13 protein-coding genes, 5 tRNA genes and 3 rRNA genes are annotated in these 24,593 nt (G+C 49.4%); 2 read left to right on the top strand and 19 right to left on the bottom strand.

Annotated elements, in window-relative coordinates; translation table 11 throughout:
• Positions 1–130: 130 nt before the first annotated feature.
• From rpoC to OK023_RS00310, 13 genes are all read right to left on the bottom strand, one after another.
• Complete coding sequence (gene rpoC, locus OK023_RS00370; RefSeq protein ID WP_317694224.1) at positions 131–4,357, bottom strand: DNA-directed RNA polymerase subunit beta'; 4,227 nt, start codon at positions 4,355–4,357, stop codon at positions 131–133.
• A gap of 158 nt (positions 4,358–4,515) precedes the next feature.
• Entirely contained in the window at positions 4,516–8,544 is a 4,029-nt protein-coding gene (gene rpoB / locus OK023_RS00365; protein WP_317694223.1) for a DNA-directed RNA polymerase subunit beta, read from the bottom strand.
• 330 nt (positions 8,545–8,874) lie between these two features.
• Entirely contained in the window at positions 8,875–9,240 is a 366-nt protein-coding gene (rplL, locus tag OK023_RS00360; RefSeq protein WP_317694222.1) for a 50S ribosomal protein L7/L12, read from the bottom strand.
• Positions 9,241–9,303: 63 nt separating this feature from the next.
• Positions 9,304–9,801: a 50S ribosomal protein L10 gene (rplJ, locus tag OK023_RS00355; protein ID WP_317694221.1), complete on the bottom strand. Its 498-nt coding sequence runs from the start codon at positions 9,799–9,801 to the stop codon at positions 9,304–9,306.
• Positions 9,802–10,130: 329 nt separating this feature from the next.
• Positions 10,131–10,835 carry a 50S ribosomal protein L1 gene (gene rplA, locus OK023_RS00350; RefSeq protein ID WP_317694220.1) on the bottom strand — a complete coding sequence of 235 codons (705 nt, stop codon included), beginning with the start codon at positions 10,833–10,835 and terminating at the stop codon, positions 10,131–10,133.
• Between the two features lie 3 nt (positions 10,836–10,838).
• Positions 10,839–11,267: a 50S ribosomal protein L11 gene (gene rplK, locus OK023_RS00345; protein WP_317694219.1), complete on the bottom strand. Its 429-nt coding sequence runs from the start codon at positions 11,265–11,267 to the stop codon at positions 10,839–10,841.
• Between the two features lie 156 nt (positions 11,268–11,423).
• Entirely contained in the window at positions 11,424–11,969 is a 546-nt protein-coding gene (nusG, locus tag OK023_RS00340) for a transcription termination/antitermination protein NusG (RefSeq protein ID WP_317694218.1), read from the bottom strand.
• Between the two features lies 1 nt (position 11,970).
• Positions 11,971–12,354 (bottom strand): preprotein translocase subunit SecE, encoded by a 384-nt coding sequence (secE, locus tag OK023_RS00335; RefSeq protein ID WP_317694217.1) that lies wholly within the window; start codon positions 12,352–12,354, stop codon positions 11,971–11,973.
• A gap of 255 nt (positions 12,355–12,609) precedes the next feature.
• On the bottom strand, positions 12,610–13,794 hold the full coding sequence (gene tuf / locus OK023_RS00330; RefSeq protein WP_317694216.1) for an elongation factor Tu: 1,185 nt from the start codon (positions 13,792–13,794) through the stop codon (positions 12,610–12,612).
• A 109-nt stretch (positions 13,795–13,903) separates the two neighbouring features.
• A tRNA-Thr gene (locus OK023_RS00325) sits at positions 13,904–13,979 on the bottom strand.
• Positions 13,980–13,985: 6 nt separating this feature from the next.
• A tRNA-Gly gene (locus OK023_RS00320) sits at positions 13,986–14,060 on the bottom strand.
• A gap of 178 nt (positions 14,061–14,238) precedes the next feature.
• A tRNA-Tyr gene (locus OK023_RS00315) sits at positions 14,239–14,323 on the bottom strand.
• Positions 14,324–14,347: 24 nt separating this feature from the next.
• Positions 14,348–14,423 (bottom strand) — tRNA-Thr (locus OK023_RS00310).
• A gap of 445 nt (positions 14,424–14,868) precedes the next feature.
• On the opposite strand from OK023_RS00310, the gene OK023_RS00305 reads away from it, so the two are divergent.
• A complete protein-coding gene (locus tag OK023_RS00305; RefSeq protein ID WP_317694215.1) occupies positions 14,869–15,411 on the top strand; it encodes a GNAT family N-acetyltransferase in 543 nt (180 codons plus the stop codon).
• Positions 15,412–15,624: 213 nt separating this feature from the next.
• Entirely contained in the window at positions 15,625–16,575 is a 951-nt protein-coding gene (gene coaA, locus OK023_RS00300; RefSeq protein ID WP_317694214.1) for a type I pantothenate kinase, read from the top strand.
• 44 nt (positions 16,576–16,619) lie between these two features.
• Here the strand turns inward: coaA and birA are convergent, their stop codons facing one another.
• The 6 genes from birA to OK023_RS00270 form a co-directional block, all read right to left on the bottom strand.
• Positions 16,620–17,579, bottom strand: coding sequence for a bifunctional biotin--[acetyl-CoA-carboxylase] ligase/biotin operon repressor BirA (gene birA, locus OK023_RS00295; RefSeq protein ID WP_317694213.1), 960 nt, complete (start codon positions 17,577–17,579; stop codon positions 16,620–16,622).
• Positions 17,576–18,613 (bottom strand): UDP-N-acetylmuramate dehydrogenase, encoded by a 1,038-nt coding sequence (gene murB / locus OK023_RS00290; RefSeq protein WP_317694212.1) that lies wholly within the window; start codon positions 18,611–18,613, stop codon positions 17,576–17,578. Before murB ends, birA begins: the two co-directional genes overlap by 4 nt.
• Positions 18,614–19,028: 415 nt before the next feature.
• Positions 19,029–19,144, bottom strand: a 5S ribosomal RNA gene (rrf, locus tag OK023_RS00285).
• A gap of 119 nt (positions 19,145–19,263) precedes the next feature.
• Positions 19,264–22,173: ribosomal RNA gene (locus tag OK023_RS00280) — 23S ribosomal RNA — on the bottom strand.
• Positions 22,174–22,391: 218 nt separating this feature from the next.
• Positions 22,392–22,467 (bottom strand) — tRNA-Glu (locus tag OK023_RS00275).
• Between the two features lie 205 nt (positions 22,468–22,672).
• Positions 22,673–24,214 (bottom strand): 16S ribosomal RNA (locus OK023_RS00270).
• The 16S, 23S and 5S rRNA genes sit together here with 1 tRNA gene alongside, the layout of an rRNA operon.
• Positions 24,215–24,593 lie beyond the last annotated feature (379 nt).

The following is a 24,593-nucleotide window of genomic DNA, read 5'->3' as shown; positions in this document are numbered from 1 at the left end:
GTTGTTGTTGAGGTATCCATACCTATCCCGTTTTTTATGCTTTACAGCACTGTAAAACAAAAAGCCCCAGCTAGAATAGCCGGGGCTTTTGTCATTCGCTGCTCAATCGGCAGCTAGGGATAGCGATGACTTATTCGTCGTCGTTACCGCCCAGGTTACCCGCATTCAGCAATTCAGCCAGGTTAGCCGTTGCTTCTTCAGCACTCACCTGCTGAACAACTTGCGTTTCACCCTGTGCTCTACGGCGCATACGATCCTGATGATAAGCGTAACCGGTACCGGCTGGGATCAGACGGCCAACGATAACGTTCTCTTTCAGGCCACGCAGTTCATCTCGCTTACCGGCAACGGCCGCTTCGGTAAGAACTCGCGTTGTCTCTTGGAACGATGCTGCAGAGATAAAGGACTCGGTCGCCAAGGAAGCCTTGGTGATACCCAGCAGGTCACGTGAGAAGGTTGCCTCGATTTTACCTTCAGCCGCCAGCTGACGGTTAGCAATCTTGACACGTGAGACTTCAGCCTGTTCGCCTTCTAGGAACTCGGTGCCACCAGCGCTAACGATGGTGCCTTTACGCAACATCTGACGAACGATAACTTCAATGTGTTTATCGTTTATCTTAACGCCTTGTAGACGGTAAACTTCCTGCACTTCGTTGGTAATGTAGCGGGTTACCGCATGCACACCACGCAAGCGCAGAATGTCATGTGGAGACTCTGGGCCGTCGGAAACAACGTCACCACGTTCCACAATTTCGCCTTCAAACACGTTGAGCTGACGCCATTTAGGGATCATCTCTTCGTAAGCGTCGCTGCCGTCCAGTGGAGAGATAACCAGGCGACGTTTGCCTTTGGTCTCTTTACCGAACGAGATAATCCCGCTGATTTCAGCCAAGATCGCTGGCTCTTTCGGACGACGTGCTTCGAACAGATCCGCAACGCGTGGCAGACCACCGGTAATATCCTTGGTACCGCCAGATTCCTGAGGAATACGCGCCAAGGTATCACCCGCACCGATCTGAATACCATCTTCCAGCTGTACAATCGCTTTACCCGGCAGGAAGTATTGAGCAGGCATGTCTGTACCTGGGATCAATACGTCTTCACCTTTAGCATCAACGATTTTCAGCGCCGGACGCAGGTCTTTACCGCTACCGGTACGCTCTGCGCTATCCAGTACCACCAGAGAAGACAAACCAGTGAGTTCGTCAGTCTGACGGGTGATGGTCTGGCCATCGACCATGTCGGCAAAGCGAATGAAACCACCTACCTCACTGACTACTGGCATGGTGTGCGGATCCCAGTTAGCAACGGTTTCGCCGCCGTTAACTTCTGCACCGTCACCTTTGCCCATTACGGCACCGTAAGGCACTTTGTAGCTTTCTTTGGTACGACCAAATTCGTCGATCAGCTTCAGCTCGGTATTACGTGAAGTAATAACCAACTTGCCTGCCGCGTTCATAACGAACTTAACGTTGCTCAGCTTCAGATTACCTTTGTTCTTAACCTGGATGCTGGATTCTGCTGCCGCACGAGATGCCGCACCACCAATGTGGAACGTACGCATCGTCAGCTGTGTGCCCGGCTCACCGATGGACTGCGCCGCGATAACGCCGATGGCTTCACCTTTGTTGATGATATGACCACGTGCCAGGTCGCGACCATAGCAGTTTGCACACACACCAAAATCGGTTTCACAACTTACGACGGAACGCACTTTAACGCTGTCGACAGAGTTCTCTTCTAACAGGTCACACCATTTTTCGTTCAGCAGGGTGTTACGTGGAACAAGAATATCCGCCGTCCCCGGCTTCAATACTTCTTCTGCCGTCACACGACCCAGTACACGCTCACGTAGTGGCTCTTTAACATCACCACCTTCGATAACCGGAGTCATCATGATGCCGTTGTGAGTACCACAGTCGTCTTCAGTCACCACCAGGTCCTGCGCCACGTCAACCAAACGACGTGTCAGATAACCGGAGTTTGCCGTTTTCAGTGCGGTATCCGCCAAACCTTTACGAGCACCGTGCGTGGAGATGAAGTACTGGAGTACGTTCAGACCTTCACGGAAGTTCGCTGTGATTGGCGTTTCGATGATTGAGCCGTCTGGCTTAGCCATCAGACCACGCATACCCGCCAACTGACGGATCTGAGCCGCAGAACCACGAGCACCGGAGTCAGCCATCATAAAGATGCTGTTGAAGGAAACCTGCTGCTCGACCACACCGTCACGGTTAACCACGTTTTCAACCGACAGGTTTTCCATCATCGCTTTGGCAACGCGTTCGTTCGCCGCAGCCCAGATATCGATCACTTTGTTATAGCGTTCACCAGCAGTGACCAGACCAGACTGGAATTGTTCCTGGATCTCGGCAACTTCGGTTTCAGCTTCTTCGATGATCTCCGCTTTTTTCGCTGGGATCACCATGTCATCGATACCTACGGATGCACCTGAACGGGCGGCGTAAGCAAAACCGGTATACATGATCTGGTCAGCAAAGATGACGGTCGGCTTCAAGCCAAGGATGCGGTAACAGGTGTTAAGCATCTTGGAGATCGCTTTCTTGCCCAAAGACTGGTTAACGATCGAGTACGGCAAGCCTTTTGGTACGATCATCCACAAGATGGCGCGGCCAATCGTGGTATCAACGATACTGGTCTGATGAACAGATTCACCTTCGGTATTTTTGATCTCTTCTGTAATACGCACTTTGACACGCGCGTGTAAAGAGGCCAGACCGGCGCGATAAACACGTTCAGCTTCTTTCGGACCTGTCAGAACCATGCCTTCGCCTTTGGCGTTAACACAGTCACGAGTCATATAGTACAGACCCAATACAACGTCCTGAGAAGGAACGATGATTGGCTCGCCGTTCGCTGGTGACAGGATGTTGTTGGTAGACATCATCAACGCACGCGCTTCCAACTGGGCTTCCAGCGTCAGCGGTACGTGCACAGCCATTTGGTCACCATCGAAGTCGGCGTTATAGGCCGCACAAACCAGCGGGTGCAGCTGGATCGCTTTACCTTCGATCAGAACAGGTTCGAACGCCTGGATACCCAAACGGTGCAGGGTTGGTGCACGGTTAAGCAATACCGGGTGTTCGCGGATAACTTCGTCCAGGATATCCCAAACGACAGCTTCTTCACGCTCAACCATTTTCTTGGCGGCTTTGATGGTGGTGGCCAAGCCACGCAGTTCCAACTTGCCGTAGATGAACGGTTTGAACAGCTCCAGAGCCATTTTCTTCGGCAGACCGCACTGATGCAGACGCAGATATGGACCTACTGTGATAACAGAACGGCCAGAGTAGTCAACGCGTTTACCCAACAGGTTCTGACGGAAACGACCCTGCTTACCTTTGATCATATCGGCCAAAGATTTCAGCGGACGCTTGTTGGAACCAGTGATCGCACGACCGCGGCGGCCGTTATCCAGCAGAGCGTCTACCGCTTCTTGCAGCATACGCTTTTCGTTGCGCACGATGATATCCGGCGCAGCCAGATCCAGCAGGCGCTTCAAACGGTTGTTACGGTTGATTACGCGGCGGTACAGATCGTTCAGATCTGAGGTCGCGAAACGGCCACCATCCAGTGGAACCAGCGGACGCAGATCCGGCGGCAGTACTGGCAGTACGGTCAGGATCATCCACTCTGGCTTGTTACCAGATTGAACAAACGCTTCCAGCAGCTTGATACGCTTGGTCAGCTTCTTACGCTTGGTTTCGGAATTGGTTTCGTTCAGTTCTTCGCGCAGTTGCTCGCATTCAGCTTCCAAATCCATGTTTTTCAACAAGGCCTGAATAGCTTCGGCACCCATCTTGGCGTCGAATTCGTCACCGAACTCTTCCAATGCATCCAGATACTGCTCTTCAGTCAGGATCTGACGACGCTCAAGGTTGGTCATACCGCCTTCGATAACCACATAAGATTCGAAGTACAGTACACGTTCAATATCGCGCAGCGGCATATCCAGCAGCAAACCGATGCGCGATGGCAGGGATTTCAGGAACCAGATATGCGCCGTTGGGGAAGCCAACTCGATGTGGCCCATACGCTCACGGCGCACTTTGGTCTGGGTCACTTCAACGCCGCACTTCTCACAGATTACGCCGCGGTGCTTCAAGCGCTTGTACTTACCGCACAGGCACTCGTAATCTTTTACCGGCCCAAAAATACGGGCGCAGAAAAGGCCGTCACGTTCTGGTTTGAACGTACGGTAGTTAATGGTTTCCGGCTTTTTAACTTCACCGAACGACCAGGAACGGATCATGTCTGGCGAGGCCAGAGCAATCTTGATAGCATCAAACTCTTCGGTCTTAGTTTGCGCTTTCAGAAACTTCAATAAGTCTTTCACGGATTGGCTCCTGTCGGAGTTAAACCTGTTGGGTACACGATGTCCTTTATCTTTCGAGCTGCAGCTCGAAATCTATTGGGCATAAAGTTGCATACCCGTGTGACCTGAACAACCACCTTCTGGCTCCCTAAGGCCGGGAGCCAGCGCTGAAATAGCGATTAATCGCCTTCCAGTTCGATGTTGATACCCAGCGAGCGGATTTCTTTCAACAATACGTTGAAGGACTCCGGCATGCCTGGTTCCATACGGTGATCGCCATCCACGATGTTTTTGTACATCTTGGTACGGCCGTTGACGTCATCCGACTTAACGGTAAGCATTTCCTGCAAGGTGTAAGCCGCGCCGTATGCTTCCAGCGCCCACACTTCCATCTCACCGAAACGCTGACCACCGAATTGCGCCTTACCACCCAGCGGTTGCTGTGTAACCAAGCTGTAAGAACCGGTAGAACGCGCGTGCATCTTATCGTCGACCAAGTGGTTCAGTTTCAGCATGTACATGTAGCCTACGGTTACCTGGCGCTCAAACTGCTCACCGGTACGGCCATCAAACAGCGTAATCTGCCCCGAAGTCGGGATACCGCCCATTTCCAGCAATTGCTTGATTTCTGTCTCTTTCGCACCATCGAAGACCGGCGTTGCGATTGGCATACCTTTTTTCAGGTTCTCTGCCAGACGCATCACTTCTTCGTCGGAGAAGGTGCTCAGATCGACTTTCTGGCAAACATCATCGCCCAGATCGTAAGCCTTCTGGATAAACTCGCGCAGCTTCGCAACTTCCTGGTGCTGCTTCAGCATTTGGTTGATCTTCTCACCAATACCTTTGGCAGCCATACCCAAGTGAGTTTCCAGGATCTGTCCGATGTTCATACGTGATGGAACACCCAGCGGGTTCAATACGATGTCAACTGGCGTACCGTTTTCGTCGTAAGGCATATCTTCGATCGGGTTGATCTTGGAGATAACACCCTTGTTACCATGGCGACCTGCCATCTTGTCACCCGGTTGGATCTGACGTTTAACAGCCAGATAAACCTTGACGATTTTCAGCACGCCTGGTGCCAGATCGTCACCTTGAGTAATCTTACGACGCTTGGCATCCAGCTTTTTCTCAAAGTCAGATTTCAGTTCGTCGTACTGCTCAGCCAACTGTTCCAGTTGGTTTTGCTTCTCTTCATCGGTCAAGCCCAGTTCTAACCAGCGATCGCGTGGCAGCTTGCTTAGTTTGTCCGCTTCAATACCACCGGCAACCAGCACTGCGTGGATACGCGCGAACAGGCCCGCCTCCAGGATCTGCAGTTCTTCAGTCAGGTCTTTTTTGGCCTGCTTCAGCTGCATCTCTTCAATTTCCAACGCGCGTTTGTCTTTTTCCACGCCATCGCGGGTAAAGACCTGCACATCGATAATCGTACCGGAAACGCCATTTGGTACACGCAGAGAAGAGTCTTTAACATCAGACGCTTTCTCACCGAAGATCGCACGCAAGAGCTTCTCTTCTGGCGTCAGTTGGGTTTCACCTTTTGGCGTTACCTTACCAACCAGAATGTCACCACCAGTCACTTCCGCACCGATGTAGACGATACCTGATTCATCCAGTTTGGAGAGCGCAGCTTCACCCACGTTAGGAATGTCGGCAGTGATCTCTTCAGGCCCCAGTTTGGTGTCACGAGACACACAAGCCAGTTCCTGGATGTGGATGGTGGTAAAACGATCTTCCTGTACCACACGCTCGGAGACCAGGATGGAGTCTTCGAAGTTGTAGCCGTTCCAAGGCATGAACGCTACGCGCATGTTCTGGCCCAGAGCCAGTTCGCCCAGGTCTGTTGACGGGCCATCTGCCAGCACGTCACCGCGCTCGATTGGCTCGCCCAGATTCACACACGGCATCTGGTTGATACAGGTGTTCTGGTTGGAACGGGTGTACTTGGTCAGGTTATAAATATCGATACCTGCTTCGCCTGGATACATCTCATCTTCGTTAACTTTGATAACGATACGGGAAGCATCCACATACTGGATCACACCGCCACGCTTGGCTACGGCAGTAACACCGGAGTCAACCGCAACAGCACGTTCCATACCGGTACCTACCAGCGGCTTGTCAGCACGCAGGGTTGGAACCGCCTGACGTTGCATGTTCGCACCCATCAAGGCACGGTTGGCGTCATCGTGTTCCAAGAATGGAATCAGTGAAGCACCAACGGAGACAACCTGCTGGGTTGATACGTCCATATAGTCAACCTGATCGCGGCTGAACAGGCTTGATTCGCCTTTGCTACGGCAGGTAACCAGATCTTCTTCGAAGCGGCCTTCATCATCCAAGTTGGAGTTCGCCTGAGCGATAACAAAGTTGCCTTCTTCAATAGCAGAGAGATAGTTGATTTCATCGGTCACCACGCCGTCACGCACGCGGCGGTACGGAGTTTCTAGGAAACCATACTCGTTAGTCTGCGCATACACAGACAAGGAGTTGATCAGACCGATGTTTGGACCTTCCGGCGTTTCAATTGGGCATACACGACCATAGTGAGTCGGATGTACGTCACGAACTTCAAAGCCGGCACGTTCACGGGTCAGACCACCAGGGCCCAGAGCAGAGATACGACGTTTGTGCGTAATCTCAGACAGTGGGTTGTTCTGGTCCATAAACTGAGAAAGCTGGCTGGAGCCGAAGAACTCTTTCACCGCTGCCGAGATTGGCTTAGCGTTGATCATGTCCTGAGGCATAAGGGTATCTAGATCGCCCAAAGACAGACGCTCTTTAACCGCACGCTCAACACGTACCAAGCCTACACGGAACTGGTTCTCTGCCATTTCACCAACGGAACGGATACGGCGGTTACCTAAGTGATCGATATCATCCACTTCGCCTTTGCCGTTACGGATATCAATGAGCTTCTTCATCACTTCAATGATGTCGTCTTTGCTCAGAATACCCGAACCTTCTATCTCATCACGCAGCAGAGAACGGTTGAACTTCATACGACCAACCGCAGACAAATCGTAGCGATCTTCAGAGAAGAACAGGTTCTCAAACAGGTTTTCAGCAGCTTCACGCGTTGGCGGCTCACCTGGGCGCATCATACGGTAGATTTCTACCAGTGCACTCAGACGATCGCTGGTTGGGTCGACACGTACGGTCTCAGAGATGTACGCACCGTGGTCCAGATCGTTAGTGAACAGCGTTTCGATACTTTTGTGACCTGACTGGCTCAGCTTGGCTAGCAGATCCAGCGATAGCTCCATGTTGGCAGCACAAATCAACTCGCCGGTATTGGTATCGATATAGTCCTTCGCAACCACTTTGCCTGCGATGTACTCAACCGGGACTTCAATGCTTTGAATTTCGTCTTTTTCGAGCTGACGGATATGACGAGCAGTGATACGACGACCTTTCTCAACGTAGATCTTACCGTTGGCTTCGATATCGAAGGACGCTGTTTCACCACGCAGACGTTCTGGAACCAGTTCCATCTGCAGCTTGTTATCACGGATCTCGAAAATAACTTTTTCGAAGAACAGTTCAAGGATCTGTTCTGTGGTGTAGCTCAATGCACGCAAAATGATAGTCGCAGGCAATTTGCGGCGACGGTCAATACGCACAAACAGGTTATCTTTCGGATCAAATTCGAAATCCAACCATGAACCACGGTAAGGAATGATACGTGCGTTATACAGCACTTTACCTGAGGAGTGTGTCTTACCTTTATCGCTATCGAAGAACACACCTGGGCTGCGGTGCAGCTGAGATACGATAACCCTCTCAGTACCATTAATTACAAAGGTACCATTTTCGGTCATGAGCGGAATTTCGCCCATATAGACTTCTTGTTCCTTGATGTCTTTGACCGTACCTTCAGGTGCTTCGCGCTCGTAGATAACCAGACGCAGTTTTACACGCAACGGTGCAGAATACGTCACGCCACGGATCTGGCACTCTTTGACGTCGAACACCGGCTCGCCAAGACGGTAGCTAACGTATTGCAGCTCCGAATTGCCACTGTAGCTCTGGATAGGAAAAACAGAACGGAATGCGGCCTCTAAGCCGTACTGCCCTTCTGGATCTTGCTCGATAAACTTCTGGAACGAGTCAAGCTGGATAGAAAGGAGATAGGGTATGTCCAGCACTTGTGGACGCTTACCAAAATCCTTACGAATACGTTTCTTCTCGGTATAGGAGTAAACCATTAGGGTTCCTCAGCTCGCTGGAAAGTCGAACCACTCTGTCCATCCGGTCTTGGACAGTTCATGCAACACCATTTTATCGACCGGAAAGTGGGAACACTTTCCGCAATACTCGTTTCTATCACGCTTAAATCATTTCATTGCCTTTTGCGACAGATTCGCCTGCAGCAGGGAGGACAGTATATTAAGTCGTCGATAGAAAGAAATATTGTGGTTAGTCAGTAGCCAAACAGTGTGAAACACTACTGACGCCCTACAGCGCAAAAAGGCTGGTGACCAAAAAGTCACCAGCCATCAGTCTGTTAAGCCAGACTGTACTCTGAGAAGTTAAACTTATTTAACTTCAACTGAAGCGCCAGCTTCTTCCAGAGATTTTTTCAGAGCAGCAGCGTCATCTTTGCTGATGCCTTCTTTCAGTACTGTCGGAGCTGCTTCTACCAGGTCTTTAGCTTCTTTCAGACCCAGACCGGTTGCACCACGTACTGCTTTGATAACAGCAACTTTGTTAGCACCGGCAGCAGACAGGACAACGTCGAACTCAGTTTTTTCTTCAGCAACTTCAGCTGGGCCGGCAGCAACAGCTACGGCAGCTGCAGCAGAAACACCGAATTTTTCTTCCATAGCGGAAACCAGCTCAACAACGTCCATTACGGACATAGCAGCAACTGCTTCCAGGATTTGGTCTTTAGTGATAGACATGACAATTGTTCCTAAAATTCAGAAATAGTTTAAATACGTTAGCAAGGGCTAAGAAAGAGCAGCTTATGCAGCTTCTTTCTGATCGCGCAGAGCAGCCAGAGTGCGAACCAATTTGCCGGCAGCGGCTTCTTTCATGGTTGCCATCAGGCGTGCGATTGCTTCATCGTAAGTAGGCAGCGTTGCCAAGCGGTCGATTTGTGCCGCAGGGATCAGCTCACCTTCAAAGGCCGCAGCTTTAACCTCAAATTTTGCATTCGCTTTCGCGAACTCTTTGAACAAACGGGCAGCAGCGCCCGGGTGTTCGTGGGAGAATGCAATCAAGGTAGGACCGACAAACGTGTCTTTCAGGCATTCAAATGGAGTGCCTTCAACTACGCGACGCATCAGAGTGTTACGAACAACACGCATGTAAACGCCAGCTTCACGACCTGCTTTACGCAGTTCAGTCATTTTATCTACAGTAACGCCGCGAGAATCCGCAACAACCGCAGACAGCGCGCCTTTGGCCACTTCGTTGACTTCAGCAACAATCGCTTGTTTGTCTTGAAGATTTAATGCCATTAGCTTTTTGCTCCTGGATTAGCCGGGGAAAACTCCCCGGAACTCACTTCACTCAACACCTTGTATAATCACGCAGTGACGAGCGGCTTAACACGGTGAGCAGAATCCAGCAAAGACCATTCTTTTTATAAAAAGAAAAAATTTCTTTAGGCTCTGTCACCGTCTACGCAGGAAGGATTAAGTACTTTTCAGCACACCTGCGGTCTTGGACGGAGGTCTGGATAGGCCAGACTCCAACCGAAAAAACTTTGTTCTACTAGCAGCAGAACCTTGGGCCGAAGATTCTAGGCGAATACTCACCCCAAGTCAAAGCGATAGTTACAAAGTAATTAGTTCGCTACAGCAGTCAAGCCGCTTTGATCGATAGCAACGCCAGCACCCATGGTGGTGGAGAGACTAACTTTCTTAATGTAAACGCCTTTAGCCTGAGATGGTTTTGCTTTTTTCAGCGCAACCAGCAAGGCTTCCAGGTTTTCTTTCAGCTTGTCTGCGTCGAAATCAACCTTACCGATGGTGGTATGGATGATGCCGTTCTTGTCGTTACGGTAACGAACCTGACCTGCTTTAGCATTTTTCACTGCTTCAGCAACGTTCGGAGTAACGGTACCCACTTTCGGGTTTGGCATCAGGCCACGTGGACCCAGAACCTGGCCTAATTGACCAACAACGCGCATTGCATCCGGAGAAGCAATAACAACGTCGAAGTTCATCTCACCTTTCTTGATCATATCGGCCAGATCTTCCATACCTACCAGCTCTGCGCCTGCTGCTTTAGCAGCTTCAGCGTTAGGGCCTTGAGTAAATACGGCAACGCGGACGCTACGACCAGTTCCGTGTGGCAGAACGGTAGCACCACGTACGTTTTGGTCTGATTTACGAGCATCGATGCCGAGGTTAACAGCAACATCAACGCTTTCTACGAATTTAGCGGTGGCCAGCTCTTTCAGCAGAGCAACAGCTTCAGTGATGTCATACTGTTTAGTAGCATCAACTTTGTCACGGATCACGCGCATGCGCTTGGTCAGCTTAGCCATCTCTTAATCCTCCACTACCAGGCCCATGGAACGAGCAGTACCTTCGATTGAGCGAATCATCGCGTCAACGTTGGAACCAGTCATGTCCGCAGCTTTGGTTTCTGCGATTTCACGTACCTGCGCACTAGTCACTTTACCAACTTTGTCTTTGTTCGGCTTACCGGAACCAGACTTGATACCAGCCGCTTTTTTCAGCAGTACTGCTGCTGGCGGAGTTTTGGTAACGAAGGTGAAGGAGCGATCAGAATAAACAGTAATAACAACAGGAATTGGCAGGCCTTTTTCAATGCTGTCAGTCTTAGCATTGAACGCCTTACAGAATTCCATGATGTTAACACCCTGTTGCCCCAAAGCAGGACCAACAGGTGGGCTCGGGTTAGCCATACCGGCTGCGACTTGCAGCTTGACGTAGGCTTGTACTTTCTTGGCCATTTAAATTTCCTCGTATGGGTAGTATCGCCTCTTTAGAGGCTCCCCGTGTTTCACCCCGCACTAAAGGCAGGTATCTAAAAACAAAAGGCGCGAAATTGTAGTTCAATTACGCGCCTATGACAAGCCACAAATCCTCTTGTCTTACTGATGAGTTGATCAGGCTTTCTCTACCTGGCTAAAGTCCAGTTCTACGGGCGTTGCACGACCAAAAATGGAAACAGATACTTTTAGGCGGCTCTTCTCGTAGTCCACTTCTTCGACAACACCGTTGAAATCAGCAAATGGGCCATCATTGACGCGAACCAACTCACCAGGTTCAAACATCGTTTTCGGACGCGGTTTATCACCCACTTGCTGCAACCGATTCATTATCGCATCAACTTCTTTATCGCTGATCGGCGCAGGACGATCAGAAGTCCCGCCAATGAAGCCCATAACACGAGGAACACTGCGTACTAAGTGCCAGCTGGCGTCATTCATTACCATCTGGACCAATACATAGCCTGGAAAGAACTTGCGTTCACTCTTACGACGTTGACCGCCACGGATTTCAACCACTTCTTCAGTAGGTACCATGACTTCGCCGAACAGCTCTTCCATATCATGTAACTTGATGTGTTCACGTAGCGACTGAGCTACGCGACCTTCAAAACCAGAAAACGCCTGAACGACGTACCAACGTTTTTTTGGGGCTTCAGACATTTTAGAACCTCAGGCCAGTAATAAACGATACCAGACGGACCAGAATACCATCCAGGCCCCACAGAATCAGTGACATCACGGCAGTTACCGCGGCAACGATCAACGTGGTGTGTAGCGTTTCCTGACGAGTTGGCCAGATCACTTTACGTACTTCAGTACGCGCTTCTCGCGCAAAAGCAACGGTGGCTTTGCCTTTCGTTGTCATCAACGCCACTGCGCCAGCAACAACGATGACGACAACAACTGCCAACGCGCGTAATGGTAAGCTGAAATCACGGTAGTAATAATTACCGACGATAGCCACAACTAACAGAACGGCGACAATCAACCACTTGGCTGCTTCAAGGCCGCGCCCGCTCCCTTGAGCCTCGGTATTCGCACTCATAAACCAACCTGTCACAATGATTCGAACAAACAACTTTGCCTCGCAATGCGAGGCAAACCGAACCGATAAAATGCCATTTGGCAGGATCTCGGTGTTTTACGCTATGACGCATTTCATTCAATACGGTTTAAGAGCCCATCTCACCAATGATTATGACTGCAAAATCGCTGATGAGATAGGTTCTAGTTCACAGCGTAGAAAAAGGGCATCAGATGATGCCCTTTTAGCGCATGTTGCGTCAAATATTATCAGCAATTAAGCGATAACTTTAGCAACAACACCTGCGCCAACGGTACGACCACCTTCACGGATTGCGAAACGCAGACCGTCATCCATCGCGATTGGGTGGATCAGGGTAACAACCATGTTCACGTTATCGCCAGGCATTACCATCTCTACGCCTTCTGGCAGTTCGATGGTACCGGTCACGTCAGTTGTACGGAAGTAAAACTGTGGACGGTAGCCTTTGAAGAATGGAGTATGACGACCACCTTCTTCTTTGCTCAGGATGTACACTTCTGACTCAAATTGGGTATGCGGCTTGATAGAACCTGGTTTAGCCAGAACCTGACCACGTTCGATATCTTCACGCTTGATACCACGCAGCAGAACACCCACGTTCTCACCCGCACGGCCTTCGTCCAGCAGTTTGCGGAACATTTCAACGCCAGTACAGGTAGACTTAACAGTGTCTTTGATACCAACGATTTCAACTTCTTCGCCAACCTTGATGATACCGCGCTCAACACGACCAGTAACAACGGTACCACGACCAGAGATGGAGAATACGTCTTCAATTGGCAGCAGGAATGGCTTGTCAATCGCACGCTCTGGCTCTGGGATGTAAGAATCCAGATGACCAGCCAGCTCAATGATCTTCGCTTCCCACTCTGGCACGCCATTCAGCGCTTGCAGAGCCGAGCCACGAACAACTGGCAGATCATCACCAGGGAAGTCATAAGCAGACAGAAGTTCACGAACTTCCATTTCCACCAGTTCCAGCAGCTCTTCATCATCAACCATGTCACATTTGTTCATGAATACGATGATGTAAGGAACGCCAACCTGACGACCCAGCAGGATGTGCTCACGAGTCTGAGGCATTGGGCCGTCAGTCGCAGCAACAACCAGGATAGCGCCGTCCATCTGAGCAGCACCGGTGATCATGTTTTTCACGTAGTCGGCGTGCCCTGGGCAGTCAACGTGTGCGTAGTGGCGAGTCGGGGTGTCATACTCAACGTGAGAAGTGTTGATAGTGATACCACGTGCTTTTTCTTCTGGTGCGTTATCGATCTGGTCGAAAGCACGAGCGCTACCACCGTAGGTTTTAGCCAGAACGGTAGTGATTGCAGCAGTCAGGGTAGTTTTACCGTGGTCAACGTGGCCGATAGTACCGACGTTAACGTGCGGTTTTGTACGTTCAAACTTTTCTTTAGACATCGATTGTCCCTCTAAGACACGGATAAATCGGTGGTATCACCACATCAGCCAGGCATTTGCCTGTTGAATCCAGAAACAGAAAGAAAATCAGGGGCGAGAAGATAAGAAGTGGTGCTGATAGGCAGATTCGAACTGCCGACCTCACCCTTACCAAGGGTGCGCTCTACCAACTGAGCTATATCAGCACATCTTGGAGCGGGCAGTGGGAATCGAACCCACATCATCAGCTTGGAAGGCTGAGGTAATAGCCATTATACGATGCCCGCATCCTGGAACTCGGCTACCTGACTTTTCTGCAGAATTTATAGGTGTAGAGAAGGATTGTTCGTCGCTTTGCTCTTCACCCTTCGTGCTGGCAACTTAACGCCACCTAGCGCGATTTTTGCTGAAGGCTTTCACCTTCATCCTGACAATTATGCTGTTTTGCACTGTCAAGATTGAATTTGGTGGTGGGGGAAGGATTCGAACCTTCGAAGTCTGTGACGGCAGATTTACAGTCTGCTCCCTTTGGCCGCTCGGGAACCCCACCTAATTTTAATTACTCTTACTTGAATGGTGCCGGCTACCGGAATCGAACTGGTGACCTACTGATTACAAGTCAGTTGCTCTACCTACTGAGCTAAGCCGGCATCAAGTGCTGCGCATTCTAGGTAGACCTGACGACCTATGCAACAAAAAAATTGCGTTCCATGCACTATCGCTCATAAATCAGCCGATTCCAGCAGTTAGTCAGCAATTCGCCAGATAAATAGCACAATTAGTAACCAGTCGCAGGTATCATTTTTGTACGTCCCTCTATTTTTCGCAAGAGCCGCCCATGCATTTCGCCATTTGGATCACCCTGCTTAAATAACATCACAAGAAATCATCCACCCCATTGCACCACTAAGAGACAAATGTTGCACTATGATGCATTGGGTTGTTTCCCTGAACGGCACGCGAGCACTGCTGGCAGTAGAGACACAACTTCATGCCACTCTTAATCCCTGAATGTTACTTCGTTAGGTCTGGGACACCACGTTGGTATGTTTATTGCTCTACCTTCATTTCCCCTTTCACAAGTAAGAATGAGCAATGAATATTATTCGGATCAATGCAGCTGCACTCCCTATTTATGCTAAAGAGCTGGCATCTGTGCTTGTCGATGCAATAACACAAGGTGCTTCAGTGGGTTACATTGCGAAAATCCCTCATGAAGAGGCTGCAAGCTACTTCCATAGCCTGTGCCCAGCACTAGCTGAGGAACAACTGCTTCTATGGATTGCCAAGGACGAAAGTGGTGTCATTGGCACGGTTCAGCTCTCATTGTGCCAAAAACCTAATGGGCTCAACCGGGCTGAAGTACAAAAACTTTTGGTACACAGCCATGCACGCCGCAGTGGTATTGGTCGAGAACTGATGAAAGAATTGGAAAAGTCAGCCTTGGCTCAAAGCAGAGGTTTATTATACCTCGATACCCAAGCTGGCTCTGTAGCAGAACATCTGTATCGTTCTCTAGGTTACCAATATATTGGTGAGTTGCCAGATTACGCCGCAGCGCCAGATGGTTACTACTACCCAACAGCGATTTACTATAAACGCCTGTTATCAATTAACCAGACTTCCGTTACAGCTTGACCGGTATTGTTTGTCAGTGTTGTCGCTTTGCAACGCGTTTTTTATCAATTGAGCACCGGTTCGCACTATTGACATAAAATCATGCAGATCGACAACATTTTTTAAAAAAGTCTACGCCTAAAACCAACCTGTCTATAATATGCAGCTTGTTTATTATCTGAGTTTGGCGTCCAGCGCCTTTCCCAACCTGCGTAAACAGGCAAAATTAGGCTTATGATACAAAGAGATAAATCTTTAGCGACGCCTTACCTTCAGTTCGAACGCCCCCAATGGGCGGCGTTGCGAGATTCGGTACCGTTGACGTTATCAGAAGAAGAGATTGTTAAACTAAAAGGGATTAATGAGGATCTCTCTTTGGATGAGGTGGCTCAGATCTATCTGCCGCTTTCAAGACTATTAAATTTTTATATCAGTTCTAACTTGCGCCGCCAAGCCGTCTTGGAACAATTCCTTGGTACTGACGGACAGCGTATTCCCTATGTGATAGGCATCGCAGGTAGCGTTGCTGTAGGCAAAAGCACTACAGCACGCCTGTTGCAAGCGTTGTTAAGCCGTTGGCCAGAGCATCGAAGCGTTGAGTTGATTACTACTGATGGCTTCCTGCACCCGAACAAGGTGCTTAATGAACGCGGGCTGATGACGAAAAAAGGGTTCCCGCAGTCTTATGATATACATAGCTTGGTGAAATTCGTCTCAGAAGTAAAATCTGGAGCGAAGCGTGTTACTGCCCCCGTTTACTCCCATCTTATTTATGACGTCGTTCCGCACGGTAATAAAGTTATCGAACAACCCGATATTCTGATTTTGGAAGGACTGAATGTTCTGCAAAGTGGAATGGACTATCCGCACGATCCCCATCGTGTATTTGTTTCTGATTTTGTCGACTTTTCAATATATGTTGATGCCCCTGAAGACTTATTGCAGACATGGTATATCAACCGTTTCCTGAAATTCCGCCAGGGTGCTTTTTCAGATCCTGATTCTTATTTTCATAATTATGCAAAACTTTCCGAAACAGAAGCGATTAGTGTTGCAACAAAATTATGGAAAGAAATCAATGGATTGAATTTAAAGCAAAACATTCTACCAACGCGTGAGCGTGCCAGTTTAATTATGACCAAAAGTGCTAATCACGCGGTAGAGTTTGTTAGGTTAAGAAAATAATACTTAAAAGAGAGGTCGAAGGCCTCTCTTAATTCTAGAATTCATTACGCACTACGCAAAGATATTTCACCACCAATAAAAGGCTTAATCTCGCCCTCTTGTTCAAGCAATAATGCCCCTTGCTGATCAATACCACGACAAATACCCAAAATTTGCTGTTCACCAATTAAAAGTTTAATTGGCCGATCCATAAAATTGTCTAAATCACGCCAGCGAGAAATAAACGGAGCAAGCCCCTCTATTTCAAATTGTTGCAGCGAAAAACGTAGCTCGTTAAGTAAAGTCGCCGCTAATTCATTTCGATCAATATTAATTCCCGCTTCCTGCAAATTGACCCATCCTTGATCAATACGACCAGCATTGGTTTCACGCATTGCCATATTAATACCAGCACCTAATACAAGTTGGGCTGCATCCCCCGTTTTTCCCGTTAATTCAACCAGAATACCTGCTAGCTTCCGATCGTTCAGGTACAAATCATTTGGCCATTTAACACGTACCTGATCTGCCCCCAGACGTTGCAAAACCTCAGCCATCACAATACCAATAACGAGACTCAATCCCATGGCTGCTGCTGGTCCTTGCTCAAGACGCCAAAACATGGATAAGTAAAGATTAGCCCCGAAAGGCGAGACCCACTGGCGACCACGCCGCCCTCGTCCAGCCTGCTGATACTCTGCAATACAGGCATCTCCAGAAACCAGCTCCTTAATTCTATCCAGCAAATATTGATTCGTTGAATCCACAACTGGCAAGACAGTGACCCGCTTGTCTTTCAACATTCCGAGTATTTTGTCAGCGTCTAGCAAGTTGAGGGCGGATGGTAGGCTATAACCTTTACCTGGTACAGTGAATACATCCAAACCCCATTCCCGAACAGTTTGAATATGCTTATTAATGGCAGCTCGGCTCATTCCCAAAAGTACGCCTAAATTCTCACCGGAGTGAAACTCGCCGTCCGCTAGAAGTGAGATAATCTTCAAAGGAACTGTGATATCCTTCATGACAACACCTCTACAGCATCCAATTCCCCCATAGCCCCAATAAAACGCACCTCTGGCTCCAGCCAAATACCAAATCTCTCAGCGACCGTGTTACGCACATGCCTTGCCAAGGCAACCACATCCTGACTGCTGGCATTATTTGCATTCACTAACACCAATGCTTGCTGCGAGTGAACTGCTGCACCACCAACCTGATAACCTTTTAAAGAACATTGGTCGATAAGCCAACCAGCAGCCAATTTTACTTGCCCATCTACCTGTGGATAATACGGCATAGAAGGATATTGAACGAACATCCGCTCAGCAACTTCTGCGCTTACCTGCGGATTTTTAAAGAAGCTACCTGCATTACCTGTAATACGAGGGTTGGGCAGCTTGCTGCGCCGCATCGCACACACTGCATCAAATACCTGCCGTGGCGTTACTGTCTGTGGATCAAGTTTAATAAGGTCACCATAACTCAGTAACGGATCCCACTGCTTCTTAAGCCGTAAACCAACACCCACAATGACATAGCCTTCTTTAAACTCATGCTTAAAGATGCTTTCACGGTAACCAAACTCACAGCGTTGCGGATCCATACGATCAATCCCGCCCGTATTGAGGTTTAGCAGATCGACGTACTCACATACTTGCTGCAACTCAATACCATATGCTCCAATATTCTGGATCGGAGCAGAGCCAACTAAGCCCGGGATCAGTGCCATATTTTCCAATCCAGGCATTCCACACTTAACCGTATGGCTCACTAGATGGTGCCAGTTTTCACCTGCACTGACATGTAGATGCCAAGCATCTTGTTCCTCTCTAGTCTCGATGCCTTTTAATTTATTGATAATGACCGTACCAGCAAAGTCTTCCAAGAAAAGGACATTACTTCCTTCCCCCAAGACCAAAAACGGCTCTTGGCGCTTTTGCGCCTTCTGCCAAGCCTTAATCATCATCTCAATTTGTTCTGCAATAACTAAATGCGCCGCGTTGACCGGGAGCGCAAAAGTATTGTGGTTTTTTAATGACGCGCTTTCAGTAGACATGACTTAAATACTCTTACGGAATAAATTGCCACCTAGTCTACTCGATTAGCCGCTTATGGCTATTATTTGTTTTTTATCAGCTTGATTTTTCTGGTTACTTATTAAATTTTCAGTTCATAAATAAAAATAAATATCCATGAAAATCATAATCATATGACATAGCACCTCTCTTAGACAGGGTCTGGTCTATATAAAAAACCGTCATATTAACTATCTACGAAAATGTTAGGTTATAAATAAAAATTAAAGATTTTATGAATATAATAATCGAAGATCTTAGATATATTTAATCATTTACCGGGAGCAACCACAGTCTGAAAATAGCAAAGGAAGTGACTAATTAATAATATTATGATTTATTTACGAAAAGTAAAAAGCCCCATGCTTTCACATGGGGCTTTCGACCTTATTTGATGCCTGGCAGTGTCCTACTCTCGCATGGGGAGACCCCACACTACCATCGGCGCTACGGCGTTTCACTTCTGAGTTCGGCATGGGGTCAGGTGGGACCACCGCGCTATTGCCGCCAGGCAAATTCTGTTTCATCCCAACCGCTCACGCTTCTCTCGCGTGCAGCCATCAGAACCAATCCGGAACTTTCGCTGAAAACCGACTCTTTTCTCTCAAATCCAAAACACCTTCGGTGTTGTAAGGTTAAGCCTCACGGATCATTAGTACTGGTTAGCTCAATGCATCGCTGCACTTACACACCCAGCCTATCAACGTCTTAGTCTTAAACGTTCCTTCAGGGACCTTAAAGGCCCAGGGAAGACTCATCTCGAGGCAAGTTTCGCGCTTAGATGCTTTCAGCGCTTATCTTTTCCGCACTTAGCTACCGGGCAGTGCCATTGGCATGACAACCCGAACACCAGTGGTGCGTTCACTCCGGTCCTCTCGTACTAGGAGCAACCCCTCTCAATCTTCCAACGCCCACGGCAGATAGGGACCGAACTGTCTCACGACGTTCTAAACCCAGCTCGCGTACCACTTTAAATGGCGAACAGCCATACCCTTGGGACCTACTTCAGCCCCAGGATGTGATGAGCCGACATCGAGGTGCCAAACACCGCCGTCGATATGAACTCTTGGGCGGTATCAGCCTGTTATCCCCGGAGTACCTTTTATCCGTTGAGCGATGGCCCTTCCATTCAGAACCACCGGATCACTAAGACCTACTTTCGTACCTGCTCGAGCCGTCACTCTCGCAGTCAAGCTAGCTTATGCCTTTGCACTAACCTCACGATGTCCGACCGTGATTAGCTAACCTTCGTGCTCCTCCGTTACTCTTTGGGAGGAGACCGCCCCAGTCAAACTACCCACCAGACACTGTCCTCACCCCAGATTATGGGGCAGAGTTAGAACATCAAACATTAAAGGGTGGTATTTCAAGGTTGGCTCCATGCAGACTGGCGTCCACACTTCAAAGCCTCCCACCTATCCTACACATCAAGGCTCAATGTTCAGTGTCAAGCTATAGTAAAGGTTCACGGGGTCTTTCCGTCTTGCCGCGGGTACACTGCATCTTCACAGCGAGTTCAATTTCACTGAGTCTCGGGTGGAGACAGCCTGGCCATCATTACGCCATTCGTGCAGGTCGGAACTTACCCGACAAGGAATTTCGCTACCTTAGGACCGTTATAGTTACGGCCGCCGTTTACTGGGGCTTCGATCAAGAGCTTCGCGTTGCCGCTAACCCCATCAATTAACCTTCCAGCACCGGGCAGGCGTCACACCGTATACGTCCACTTTCGTGTTTGCACAGTGCTGTGTTTTTATTAAACAGTTGCAGCCAGCTGGTATCTGCGACTGGCTTCAGCTCCGAGAGCAAGTCTCTTCACCTACGTGCCAGCGTGCCTTCTCCCGAAGTTACGGCACCATTTTGCCTAGTTCCTTCACCCGAGTTCTCTCAAGCGCCTGAGTATTCTCTACCTGACCACCTGTGTCGGTTTGGGGTACGATTCTGTGTTACCTGATGCTTAGAGGCTTTTCCTGGAAGCTGGGCATCAACCACTTCGCCACCGTAGTGACTCGTCATCACGCCTCAGGGTTGATATGCAACCGGATTTACCAGGTCACACCCCCTACACGCTTAAACCGGGACAACCGTCGCCCGGCTAGCCTAGCCTTCTTCGTCCCCCCTTCGCAGTAACACCGAGTACAGGAATATTAACCTGTTTCCCATCGACTACGCTTTTCAGCCTCGCCTTAGGGGTCGACTCACCCTGCCCCGATTAACGTTGGACAGGAACCCTTGGTCTTCCGGCGAGCGGGCTTTTCACCCGCTTTATCGTTACTTATGTCAGCATTCGCACTTCTGATACCTCCAGCAGACCTCACAGTCCACCTTCAACGGCTTACAGAACGCTCCCCTACCCAACAACGCCTAAGCGTCGCTGCCGCAGCTTCGGTGCATGGTTTAGCCCCGTTACATCTTCCGCGCAGGCCGACTCGACCAGTGAGCTATTACGCTTTCTTTAAATGATGGCTGCTTCTAAGCCAACATCCTGGCTGTCTGTGCCTTCCCACATCGTTTCCCACTTAACCATGACTTTGGGACCTTAGCTGGCGGTCTGGGTTGTTTCCCTCTTCACGACGGACGTTAGCACCCGCCGTGTGTCTCCCGTGATAACATTCTTCGGTATTCGGAGTTTGCATCGGGTTGGTAAGCCGGGATGGCCCCCTAGCCGAAACAGTGCTCTACCCCCGAAGATGAGTTCACGAGGCGCTACCTAAATAGCTTTCGGGGAGAACCAGCTATCTCCCGGTTTGATTGGCCTTTCACCCCCAGCCACAAGTCATCCGCTAATTTTTCAACATTAGTCGGTTCGGTCCTCCAGTTAGTGTTACCCAACCTTCAACCTGCCCATGGCTAGATCACCGGGTTTCGGGTCTATACCTTGCAACTAGACGCCCAGTTAAGACTCGGTTTCCCTACGGCTCCCCTATTCGGTTAACCTTGCTACAAAATATAAGTCGCTGACCCATTATACAAAAGGTACGCAGTCACCCCCATTAAGAAGGCTCCCACTGCTTGTACGTACACGGTTTCAGGTTCTATTTCACTCCCCTCGCCGGGGTTCTTTTCGCCTTTCCCTCACGGTACTGGTTCACTATCGGTCAGTCAGGAGTATTTAGCCTTGGAGGATGGTCCCCCCATATTCAGACAGGATGTCACGTGTCCCGCCCTACTCATCGAACTCACAGAATGTGCATTTTAGTGTACGGGGCTATCACCCTTTACTGCGCGACTTTCCAGACGCTTCCACTAACACACACCCTGATTCAGGTTCTGGGCTGTTCCCCGTTCGCTCGCCGCTACTGGGGGAATCTCGGTTGATTTCTTTTCCTCGGGGTACTTAGATGTTTCAGTTCCCCCGGTTCGCCTCCTGCCACTATGTATTCATGACAGGATAGTGCAACGAATTGCACTGGGTTTCCCCATTCGGGTATTGCCGGTTGTAACGCTTCATATCAGCTTACCGACACTTATCGCAGATTAGCACGCCCTTCATCGCCTCTGACTGCCTAGGCATCCACCGTGTACGCTTAGTCACTTAACCTCACAACCCGAAGATGTTTCCATCGTTCGTGCTGCAAACATTTGAGAGACTCTCTGACAGGTTAGTCCTTATCTCAATACTTTTACGGAGAGATAAGTTTCAGCTGTCAGGTTTCAATTTTCAGCTTGTTCCAGATTGTTAAAGAGCAATATCTTAAACACGACTCGAAAGTCATCTTTAAGATATTCGGTGATAATGTCTTTCACTCATTATCGAATTGGCGTCCCCAAGGGGATTCGAACCCCTGTTACAGCCGTGAAAGGGCAGTGTCCTAGGCCTCTAGACGATGGGGACCCGAAATTTGCTTATCGAATCACCGATTCGATAATTTCGGGTAAAGGTGAGATTTTTCAAGAAAAATCGAGCGCCATTGTGACTTGTCACTGCACTTGACAGCCACAAACCGCACAGCACTTAACCACCCATACCACAGGTTTTTTGCTCATTACTTTTCATCAGACAATCTGTGTGGACACTGCACTCAACTAATATCTTTAGGTAAGGAGGTGATCCAACCGCAGGTTCCCCTACGGTTACCTTGTTACGACTTCACCCCAGTCATGAATCACAAAGTGGTAAGCGCCCTCCCGAAGGTTAAGCTACCTACTTCTTTTGCAACCCACTCCCATGGTGTGACGGGCGGTGTGTACAAGGCCCGGGAACGTATTCACCGTAGCATTCTGATCTACGATTACTAGCGATTCCGACTTCATGGAGTCGAGTTGCAGACTCCAATCCGGACTACGACGTACTTTATGAGGTCCGCTTGCTCTCGCGAGGTCGCTTCTCTTTGTATACGCCATTGTAGCACGTGTGTAGCCCTACTCGTAAGGGCCATGATGACTTGACGTCATCCCCACCTTCCTCCGGTTTATCACCGGCAGTCTCCTTTGAGTTCCCGACCGAATCGCTGGCAACAAAGGATAAGGGTTGCGCTCGTTGCGGGACTTAACCCAACATTTCACAACACGAGCTGACGACAGCCATGCAGCACCTGTCTCACGGTTCCCGAAGGCACTAAGCTATCTCTAGCAAATTCCGTGGATGTCAAGAGTAGGTAAGGTTCTTCGCGTTGCATCGAATTAAACCACATGCTCCACCGCTTGTGCGGGCCCCCGTCAATTCATTTGAGTTTTAACCTTGCGGCCGTACTCCCCAGGCGGTCGATTTAACGCGTTAGCTCCGGAAGCCACGCCTCAAGGGCACAACCTCCAAATCGACATCGTTTACAGCGTGGACTACCAGGGTATCTAATCCTGTTTGCTCCCCACGCTTTCGCACCTGAGCGTCAGTCTTTGTCCAGGGGGCCGCCTTCGCCACCGGTATTCCTCCAGATCTCTACGCATTTCACCGCTACACCTGGAATTCTACCCCCCTCTACAAGACTCTAGCTTGCCAGTTTCAAATGCAGTTCCCAAGTTAAGCTCGGGGATTTCACATCTGACTTAACAAACCGCCTGCGTGCGCTTTACGCCCAGTAATTCCGATTAACGCTTGCACCCTCCGTATTACCGCGGCTGCTGGCACGGAGTTAGCCGGTGCTTCTTCTGCGAGTAACGTCAATGAACAGTGCTATTAACACTGAACCCTTCCTCCTCGCTGAAAGTGCTTTACAACCCGAAGGCCTTCTTCACACACGCGGCATGGCTGCATCAGGCTTGCGCCCATTGTGCAATATTCCCCACTGCTGCCTCCCGTAGGAGTCTGGACCGTGTCTCAGTTCCAGTGTGGCTGGTCATCCTCTCAGACCAGCTAGGGATCGTCGCCTAGGTGAGCCATTACCCCACCTACTAGCTAATCCCATCTGGGCACATCCGATGGTGTGAGGCCCGAAGGTCCCCCACTTTGGTCTTGCGACGTTATGCGGTATTAGCCACCGTTTCCAGTAGTTATCCCCCTCCATCGGGCAGTTTCCCAGACATTACTCACCCGTCCGCCGCTCGTCACCCAGGGAGCAAGCTCCCCTGTGCTACCGCTCGACTTGCATGTGTTAGGCCTGCCGCCAGCGTTCAATCTGAGCCATGATCAAACTCTTCAATTAAAAGCTTGATTTGCTTCAACTCGTGAAGCGATGCTCGAAAATTAACTTTCGTAATAATTCATTCGCATGAATTACTGCTTGGTCACTCTTCAAGACTTGATATTTTTTTGCTGCCTAAGCAGCTGGATATCGTCTTGTGAGTGCCCACACAGATTGTCTGATAAATTGTTAAAGAGCGTTGGTTACCGGAAACTTTCACGGTAACGCGGGAGGCAGATAATACGCTTTCCCGCTGAAGAGTCAAGCCATTTTCTTATTAAGAAGTGGTATTTTCACCGGCTTGCTGCTTCCTGCTTGGGCAACCTGCTTTGCTATAAAGAAGTCGTTGTTCCCGGTCAGTGGAGGCGCATTATAGGGCGTTCTAAAAACACCGCAACCC

The organism is Serratia sp. UGAL515B_01 (assembly GCF_033095805.1).
Taxonomy (GTDB): Bacteria; Pseudomonadota; Gammaproteobacteria; order Enterobacterales; family Enterobacteriaceae; genus Chania.
Note: the sequence above shows the minus strand (reverse complement) of the source record. Positions and strands in the feature narration are given on the sequence as shown.